This is a genomic window from Burkholderia sp. Ac-20384 (assembly GCF_017104605.1).
In the GTDB taxonomy this organism is placed as follows: domain Bacteria; phylum Pseudomonadota; class Gammaproteobacteria; order Burkholderiales; family Burkholderiaceae; genus Burkholderia; species Burkholderia lata.
Genome location: NZ_JAAGPE010000380.1, coordinates 1 through 7,495 on the forward strand (window position 1 = coordinate 1; position 7,495 = coordinate 7,495).

At 67.3% G+C, this 7,495-nt stretch carries 9 protein-coding genes and 1 pseudogene; 9 read left to right on the forward strand and 1 reads right to left on the reverse strand.

The window, feature by feature from the left end:
* Positions 1–299: pseudogene (locus G3O00_RS37590) on the reverse strand (flagellar biosynthesis protein FlgA); the annotation flags it as partial.
* Between the two features lie 204 nt (positions 300–503).
* Here G3O00_RS37590 and flgB point away from each other — a divergent pair.
* From flgB to G3O00_RS37635, 9 genes are all read left to right on the forward strand, one after another.
* Positions 504–992, forward strand: coding sequence for a flagellar basal body rod protein FlgB (gene flgB, locus G3O00_RS37595; protein ID WP_206146038.1), 489 nt, complete (start codon positions 504–506; stop codon positions 990–992).
* Between the two features lie 40 nt (positions 993–1,032).
* A complete protein-coding gene (gene flgC / locus G3O00_RS37600) occupies positions 1,033–1,458 on the forward strand; it encodes a flagellar basal body rod protein FlgC (RefSeq protein WP_011353470.1) in 426 nt (141 codons plus the stop codon).
* A 54-nt stretch (positions 1,459–1,512) separates the two neighbouring features.
* Positions 1,513–2,271, forward strand: a complete 759-nt coding sequence (locus G3O00_RS37605; RefSeq protein ID WP_174936224.1) for a flagellar hook assembly protein FlgD — start codon at positions 1,513–1,515, stop codon at positions 2,269–2,271.
* Between the two features lie 33 nt (positions 2,272–2,304).
* Positions 2,305–3,546: a flagellar hook protein FlgE gene (gene flgE / locus G3O00_RS37610; RefSeq protein WP_174936226.1), complete on the forward strand. Its 1,242-nt coding sequence runs from the start codon at positions 2,305–2,307 to the stop codon at positions 3,544–3,546.
* A gap of 19 nt (positions 3,547–3,565) precedes the next feature.
* Positions 3,566–4,324 (forward strand): flagellar basal-body rod protein FlgF, encoded by a 759-nt coding sequence (gene flgF / locus G3O00_RS37615; protein ID WP_011353467.1) that lies wholly within the window; start codon positions 3,566–3,568, stop codon positions 4,322–4,324.
* Positions 4,325–4,387: 63 nt separating this feature from the next.
* On the forward strand, positions 4,388–5,176 hold the full coding sequence (gene flgG / locus G3O00_RS37620; protein ID WP_011353466.1) for a flagellar basal-body rod protein FlgG: 789 nt from the start codon (positions 4,388–4,390) through the stop codon (positions 5,174–5,176).
* Positions 5,177–5,196: 20 nt separating this feature from the next.
* Positions 5,197–5,889, forward strand: coding sequence for a flagellar basal body L-ring protein FlgH (flgH, locus tag G3O00_RS37625; protein ID WP_174936228.1), 693 nt, complete (start codon positions 5,197–5,199; stop codon positions 5,887–5,889).
* Positions 5,889–7,073 carry a flagellar basal body P-ring protein FlgI gene (locus G3O00_RS37630; RefSeq protein WP_206146039.1) on the forward strand — a complete coding sequence of 395 codons (1,185 nt, stop codon included), beginning with the start codon at positions 5,889–5,891 and terminating at the stop codon, positions 7,071–7,073. The genes flgH and G3O00_RS37630 overlap by 1 nt, the downstream gene beginning before the upstream one ends.
* On the forward strand, positions 7,074–7,495 hold a 422-nt coding region (locus G3O00_RS37635; protein WP_206146040.1), incomplete at its 3' end, for a rod-binding protein.

Consider the following 7,495-nt stretch of genomic DNA (forward strand, 5'->3'; position numbering starts at 1 on the left):
TCCGCGTAGCCGGTGCCGGACGCGCCGGCAGCGGCGCCCGTGCTGCTCGCCGCGCGCCCGGCGTCGGGCGCCACAACCGAACCCGGCGCCATCGCCGCATTCCCGCCGAACTGCCCGCCGCTCGCCGCATTGGCGTGCGCGAGCGCGGTTTCGGCCGTCTCGCCGCGCCCCGGAATCACGATCATCCCGTCGTCCGCGTGCGCGGCCGGGGCGGCGATCCACAGCGCCGCGGCGAGCACAAACGCACGCCGGACGTGCGTGAGCCGCCCGTTCCTTCCGCGAAGTGCGCTGCCAGTCATCGCCGTATCCCCGATCCGTTGCTCCGCTTCGCATTCTAGGGAGCGGGGCGGTCGCGCAAACGATGAATAGAGGGGGCCTTTGCCGCGTTATTCGCCCGATTGCCGGTTGCGTCCGACGCCTACCATCGCTGTCATGGAAAAAAGCCTCTCGAGTCGCCATCCGGCGCGAGGGGCGTGCAGCGCTTCATACGGAGAGACGCACACATGCTGGACAAACTCGATGCGGAATTCGCGTTCGGCCGACAGGCGCTGGACGTACGCGCCTACCGGCAGGAACTGCTGTCGTCGAACATCGCGAACTCCGACACGCCCGGCTACCAGGCCCGCGACGTCGATTTCGCGTCGACGCTCGCGCGCTCGCTGAAGCAGGCGGGCGGCGGCCTCGCGCCGAGCAACGCGGCGCAACTGCCGATGGCGCAGCCGGCCGGCGTGACGAGCGGGATGTCGATGGTGTCGACGGCGGCGGGCCACATGGCCGGCACCGCGAAGCTGATCCCGACGGGCGGCCCGTCGGACGACTACGGCCGTGCGCAATACCGGATGCCGCTGCAGCCGGCGCTCGACGGCAACACGGTCGATCTCGACGTCGAGCGCGTGCAGTTCGCGAACAACGCGCTGCACTACCAGACCGGGATGACCGTGATGACCCAGCAGATCAAGGCGATGATCGCCGCGATCACGACGAACCAGTGACGGCGCGCACCGCCACCGAATCCGAGCAAAAGGAGCTTCCATGCCCTCGTTGATGAACATCTTCGGCGTCGCCGGCTCGGCGCTGTCGGCGCAGTCGCAGCGCCTGAACGTCACCGCGTCGAACCTCGCGAACGCCGACAGCGCGACCGGCCCCGACGGCAAGCCGTACAAGGCCAAGCAGGTCGTGTTCGCGACCGACCCGATCGGCGGTGCGCGCACCGCGTCCGGCCAGGGCGTGGGCGGCGTGCGCGTGACGAAGGTGATGGACGACCCGTCGCCGATGAAGTCGACCTACGACCCGTCGAACCCGGCTGCCGATTCGAACGGCTACGTGCAGATGCCGAACGTCGATCCGGTGCAGGAGATGGTGAACATGATCTCGGCATCGCGCTCGTACCAGGCCAACGTCGAGACGCTGAACACCGCGAAGACGCTGATGCTCAAGACGCTGACGATCGGCTCGTAAGCCGCGCGTCGACCGACCTTACAGACTCGACAGTTCCGACAGAAGGCTCCCAGGATGACTTCCTCCAGCACGACGATCGGCAGCAACGGCACGAACGTGTCGAACCTGCCGACCGACACGATGAACACCAACAACGTGTCGAACACCAACGGCACGTCGGCGAGCGACCTGCAGGCGACGTTCCTGAAGCTGCTCGTCACGCAGCTGCAGAACCAGGACCCGACCAGCCCGGTCGACAGCTCGCAGATGACGTCGCAGCTCGCCCAGATCAACACGGTGAGCGGCATTGCGCAGCTGAACACGTCGCTCACGTCGCTGTCGACGCAGCTCACGGCCGGCCAGCAGACGCAGGCCGCGCTGCTGATCGGCACGAACGTGCTCGCGCCGGGCAACGCGGTCGCGGTGAAGAGCGGCGCGGCGTCGCCGTTCGGCGTGTCGCTGTCGAGCTCGGTGTCGAACCTGACGATCACCGTGAAGAACGCGGCGGGCACCGTGGTGAACACGATCAACGCCGGCGCGCAGTCGGCCGGCACCGTGCCGTTCAACTGGACGCCGACCGACTCGGCGGGCAACGCACTGCCGGACGGCAAGTACACCGTCAGCGCGTCGTACACCGACAGCAACGGCACGCCGCAGCCGGCCACGACGCTCGCGGCGTCGACCGTGCAGAGCGTGATCAAGCAGGCGGACGGCACCGCCGGGCTCGTGCTGTCGAACGGCACGACCGTGGGGCTGACCCAGGTTGCGTCGATTTTCCCGAACACCACGTCGTCCGCGTCGAATTCGTCCGGCAGCGGCACCACCTCCAACTGATACTGATCGAGCAATCTCGAAACGGAGACCGAAATGGGTTATCAACAGGGTCTGAGCGGCCTCTCGGGTGCATCGAACGCGCTCGACGTGATCGGCAACAACATCGCGAACGCGAACACGGTCGGCTTCAAGTCGAGCACCGCGCAGTTCGCCGACATGTATGCGAACTCGGTCGCGACGTCGACCAACACGCAGATCGGTATCGGCACCGCGCTGAACGCGGTGGAGCAGAACTTCGGCCAGGGCACGATCAACTCGTCGAGCTCGTCGCTCGACGTCGCGATCAACGGCAACGGCTTCTTCCAGATGTCGAACAACGGCGTGACGACGTACTCGCGCGACGGCACGTTCCAGCGCGACAAGAACGGCTACATCGTCGACTCGCAAGGCCGTAACCTGATGGGCTACGCAGCCAACGCGGGCGGCGTGATCAACACCGCGCAGACCGTGCCGCTGCAGGCGCCGACGACCAACATCTCGCCGACCGCGACGACCAAGATCTCGGCCCAGTTCAACCTGAACTCGCAGGACACGACGCCGACCAAGACGCCGTTCAGCGCGACCGACAACACGACCTACAACTACTCGACGTCGATCCAGGTGTACGACTCGCTCGGCGGTTCGCAGGCGGTCAACATGTACTTCGTGAAGTCGGCGGCCGGCACGTGGGAAGCGTACGCGGGCGTGCAGGGCGGCGCCACGAACGATCTCGGCACGGTCAACTTCAATTCGTCGGGCACGATCCAGAGCACGACGACGGGCACGCCGCCCACGCCGACCACGTCGGTCGGCCAGTTCCAGTTCACGGTGCCGAACACCGACGGCTCGGCAACGCCGCAGAGCCTCACGCTCGACCTGACCGGCACGACGCAATACGGCGGCAAGGACGGCGTGAACAACCTTGCGCAGGACGGCTACGCGAGCGGCACGCTGACGACCTACACGATCGGCACCGACGGCAAGCTGACCGGCAACTACTCGAACGGCCAGACCGCCGTGCTCGGCCAGATCGCGCTCGCGAACTTCAACAACCCGAACGGGCTGGTGAACCTCGGCGGCAACCAGTATGCGGAAAGCGCCGCGTCGGGCGTGCCGCAGGTCTCGGCGCCGGGCAGCACGAACCACGGCACGCTGCAGGGCAGCGCGCTGGAAAACTCGAACGTCGACCTGACGTCGCAGCTCGTCAACCTGATCACCGCGCAGCGCAACTACCAGGCGAATGCGCAGACGATCAAGACGCAGCAGACCGTCGACCAGACGCTCATCAACCTGTAAGCGCGGACAACGAGCAGCCATGGACCGACTGATCTACACGGCGATGACGGGTGCGTCGCAGTCGCTCGACCAGCAGGCGATCGTCGCGAACAACCTCGCGAACGCGTCGACGACGGGCTTTCGCGCGCAGCTCGCGACGTATCGCGCGGTGCCGATGAATTTCGGCGACGGCAGCACGAGCGACCCGACGACGACGCGCACCTACGTGCTCGCGTCGACGCCCGGCGCCGACTACGCGCCGGGTCCGATTACGCGCACCGGCAACCCGCTCGACGTCGCCGTGCAGGGCGCGGGCTGGCTGTCGGTGCAGGCGGCCGACGGCAGCGAGGCGTACACGCGCGCCGGCAACCTGCACGTCGACGAGAACGGCCAGCTCGTCAACGCGAGCAACCTGCCGGTGGTCGGCAACGGCGGCCCGATCTCGGTGCCGCCGAACGCGGAAGTGACGATCGGCAAGGACGGCACGATTTCCGCGCTGATGCCGGGCGACCCGCCGACGGCGGTCGCGATCGTCGACCAGATGAAGCTCGTGAATCCCGATCCGGCCACGCTCACGCGCGGCAACGACGGGCTGTTCCGCACCGCCGACGGCAATCCGGCCGATGCCGACCCGAACGTGGTCGTCACGCCGAATTCGCTCGAAGGCAGCAACGTCAACCCGGTGACCGCGATGGTCGCGATGATCGACAACGCGCGCGCGTTCCAGCTTCAGTCGAAGCTGATCCAGACGGCCGACCAGAACGAGCAGTCGGCGAACCAGCTGCTCAATTTCAGCTGAGCGATAGGGTCTGTTTACATATGTAAACAGACCCTATGCCAGCCTACGCAGGAGAACTGACAAGTGAACCGTTCGCTCTACATCGCCGCCACCGGCATGAATGCGCAGCAGGCGCAGATGGACGTGATTTCGAACAACCTCGCGAACACCAGCACGAACGGCTTCAAGGCGTCGCGCGCGGTGTTCGAGGATCTGCTGTACCAGACCATCCGCCAGCCGGGCGCGAACTCGACGCAGCAGACGGAACTGCCGTCGGGCCTGCAGCTCGGCACCGGCGTGCAGCAGGTCGCGACCGAGCGCCTGTACACGCAGGGCGGCCTCACGCAGACCGGCAACTCGAAGGACGTCGCGATCAACGGCGCGGGCTTCTTCCAGGTGCTGATGCCGGACGGCACGAACGCCTACACGCGCGACGGCTCGTTCCAGACCAACGCGCAGGGCCAGCTCGTCACGTCGAGCGGCTACCAGGTCCTGCCGGCGATCACGATTCCGCAGAACGCGACGTCGCTGACGATCGGCAAGGACGGCGTCGTGACGGTCACGCAGGCGGGCTCGACCAATTCGGTGCAGATCGGCTCGCTGCAGGTCGCGACCTTCATCAACCCGGCCGGTCTCGAGGCGCGCGGCGAGAACCTGTTCTCCGAAACGACGTCGTCGGGTGCGCCGAACGTGTCGCAGCCGGGCCTGAACGGCGCGGGCACGCTCAGCCAGAACTACGTCGAATCGTCGAACGTGAACGTCGTGCAGGAGCTCGTCAACATGATCCAGACGCAGCGTGCCTACGAGATCAACAGCAAGGCCGTGACGACGTCCGACCAGATGCTGCAGACCGTCACGCAGATGAAGAGCTAACCGGAACACCCGTCGTCGCCATGAAGCAGGTTCGCCTCCTCCCGTCAGCCACCGTCCGCGCCGCATGCGCGGTCGCGGTGGCGGCGTTCGCCGCCGGTTGCGCGCAGATTCCGCGCGATCCGATCATCCAGCAGCCGATGACGGCGCAGCCGCCGACGCCGGTGTCTATGCAGGCGCCCGGCTCGATCTACAACCCCGGCTACGCGGGGCGGCCGCTCTTCGAGGATCAGCGTCCGCGCAACGTCGGCGACATCCTGACGATCATGATCGCGGAGAACATCAACGCGACCAAGTCGTCGGGCGCGAACACGAACCGGCAGGGCAACACCGACTTCAACGTGCCGACGGCCGGCTTCCTCGGCGGGCTGTTCGCGAAGGCGAACCTGTCGGCGACCGGCAACAACAAGTTCGCGGCGACCGGCGGCGCGAGCGCGGCAAACACGTTCAACGGCACGATCACGGTGACCGTCACCAACGTGCTGCCGAACGGCAACCTCGTGGTCAGCGGCGAGAAGCAGATGCTGATCAACCAGGGCAACGAATTCGTGCGCTTCTCGGGTGTCGTCAACCCGAACACGATCTCGGGCGCGAACTCCGTCTACTCGACGCAGGTGGCCGACGCGAAGATCGAATATTCGGCGAAGGGCTACATCAACGAAGCCGAGACGATGGGCTGGCTGCAGCGCTTCTTCCTCAACATCGCGCCGTGGTGATGACGATGCAGAAGACGCTTCTCGACCGCCTGTCCGCCCGCACGCATGCCGCCGCGCGGCTCGCCGTCGCGTTCATGGCCCTGGCCTGCGTGTTCGGCGCGGCGCCCGCGCACGCGGAACGCCTGAAGGATCTCGCGCAGATCCAGGGCGTGCGCGACAACCCGCTGATCGGCTATGGCCTCGTCGTCGGCCTCGACGGCACGGGCGACCAGACGATGCAGACGCCGTTCACGACGCAGACGCTCGCGAACATGCTCGCGAACCTCGGCATCTCGATCAACAACGGTTCGGCCAACGGCGGCGCGTCGCAGCTGAGCAACATGCAGCTGAAGAACGTCGCGGCCGTGATGGTGACCGGCACGCTGCCGCCGTTCGCGCGGCCGGGCGAGGCGCTCGACGTCACCGTGTCGTCGCTCGGCAACGCGAAGAGCCTGCGCGGCGGCACGCTGCTGCTGACGCCGCTGAAAGGGGCTGACGGCCAGGTCTACGCGCTCGCGCAGGGCAACATGGCGGTCGGCGGCGCGGGCGCCAGCGCGAACGGCAGCCGCGTGCAGGTGAACCAGCTCGCGGCCGGCCGGATCGTCGGCGGCGCGATCGTCGAGCGCGGCGTGCCGAACGCGATCGCGCAGATGAACGGCGTGCTGCAGCTGCAACTGAACGACATGGACTACGGCACCGCGCAGCGGATCGTGTCCGCGGTCAATTCGAGCTTCGGCCCGGGCACCGCGACGGCGCTCGACGGCCGCACCATCCAGCTCACCGCGCCGGCCGATTCGGCGCAGCAGGTCGCGTTCATGGCGCGGCTGCAGAACCTCGACGTCAGCCCGGACAAGGCCGCGGCGAAGGTGATCCTGAACGCGCGCACCGGCTCGATCGTGATGAACCAGATGGTCACGCTGCAGAGCTGCGCGGTCGCGCACGGCAACCTGTCGGTCGTCGTCAACACGCAGCCGGTGGTGTCGCAGCCGGGGCCGTTCTCGAACGGGCAGACGGTGGTGGCGCAGCAGTCGCAGATCCAGCTCAAGCAGGACAACGGCGCGCTGAAGATGGTGACGGCCGGCGCGAATCTCGCCGACGTCGTGAAGGCGCTGAACACGCTCGGCGCGACGCCCGCGGACCTGATGTCGATCCTGCAGGCGATGAAGGCCGCCGGCGCGCTGCGCGCCGACCTGGAGATCATCTAAATGGCAGCCAGTCTCCCGAACGCGAACGACCTCACGCAGCGCTTTGCGCTCGACGTGCAGGGTTTCGACGCCCTGCGCGCGCAGGCGAAGCAGTCGCCGCAGGCCGGCGCGAAGGCGGTCGCCGGCCAGTTCGACGCGATGTTCACGCAGATGATGCTCAAGAGCATGCGCGACGCGTCGCCCGACGGCGGGCTGTTCGATTCGCATACGTCGAAGATGTACACGTCGATGCTCGACCAGCAGCTCGCGCAGCAGATGTCGACGCGCGGGATCGGTGTCGCCGACGCGCTGATGAAGCAGCTGCTGCGCAATGCGGGGCAGGGCGCGGGCAGCGACACGGCGGCCGACGTCGGCGCGGCCGGCCTGGGCGCGGACGGCTTCGGCGCGTCCGGTAACGAAGGCGGCCTCGCCGCAATGAACGC

What these genes read in the sequence shown, in the direction of transcription:
- flgB (WP_206146038.1), top strand. Translation starts at nt 504, where the DNA reads ATGCTGGACAAACTCGATGCGGAATTCGCGTTCGGCCGACAGGCGCTG.
- flgC (WP_011353470.1), top strand. Translation starts at nt 1,033, where the DNA reads ATGCCCTCGTTGATGAACATCTTCGGCGTCGCCGGCTCGGCGCTGTCG.
- G3O00_RS37605 (WP_174936224.1), top strand. Translation starts at nt 1,513, where the DNA reads ATGACTTCCTCCAGCACGACGATCGGCAGCAACGGCACGAACGTGTCG.
- flgE (WP_174936226.1), top strand. Translation starts at nt 2,305, where the DNA reads ATGGGTTATCAACAGGGTCTGAGCGGCCTCTCGGGTGCATCGAACGCG.
- flgF (WP_011353467.1), top strand. Translation starts at nt 3,566, where the DNA reads ATGGACCGACTGATCTACACGGCGATGACGGGTGCGTCGCAGTCGCTC.
- flgH (WP_174936228.1), top strand. Translation starts at nt 5,197, where the DNA reads ATGAAGCAGGTTCGCCTCCTCCCGTCAGCCACCGTCCGCGCCGCATGC.
- G3O00_RS37630 (WP_206146039.1), top strand. Translation starts at nt 5,889, where the DNA reads ATGACGATGCAGAAGACGCTTCTCGACCGCCTGTCCGCCCGCACGCAT.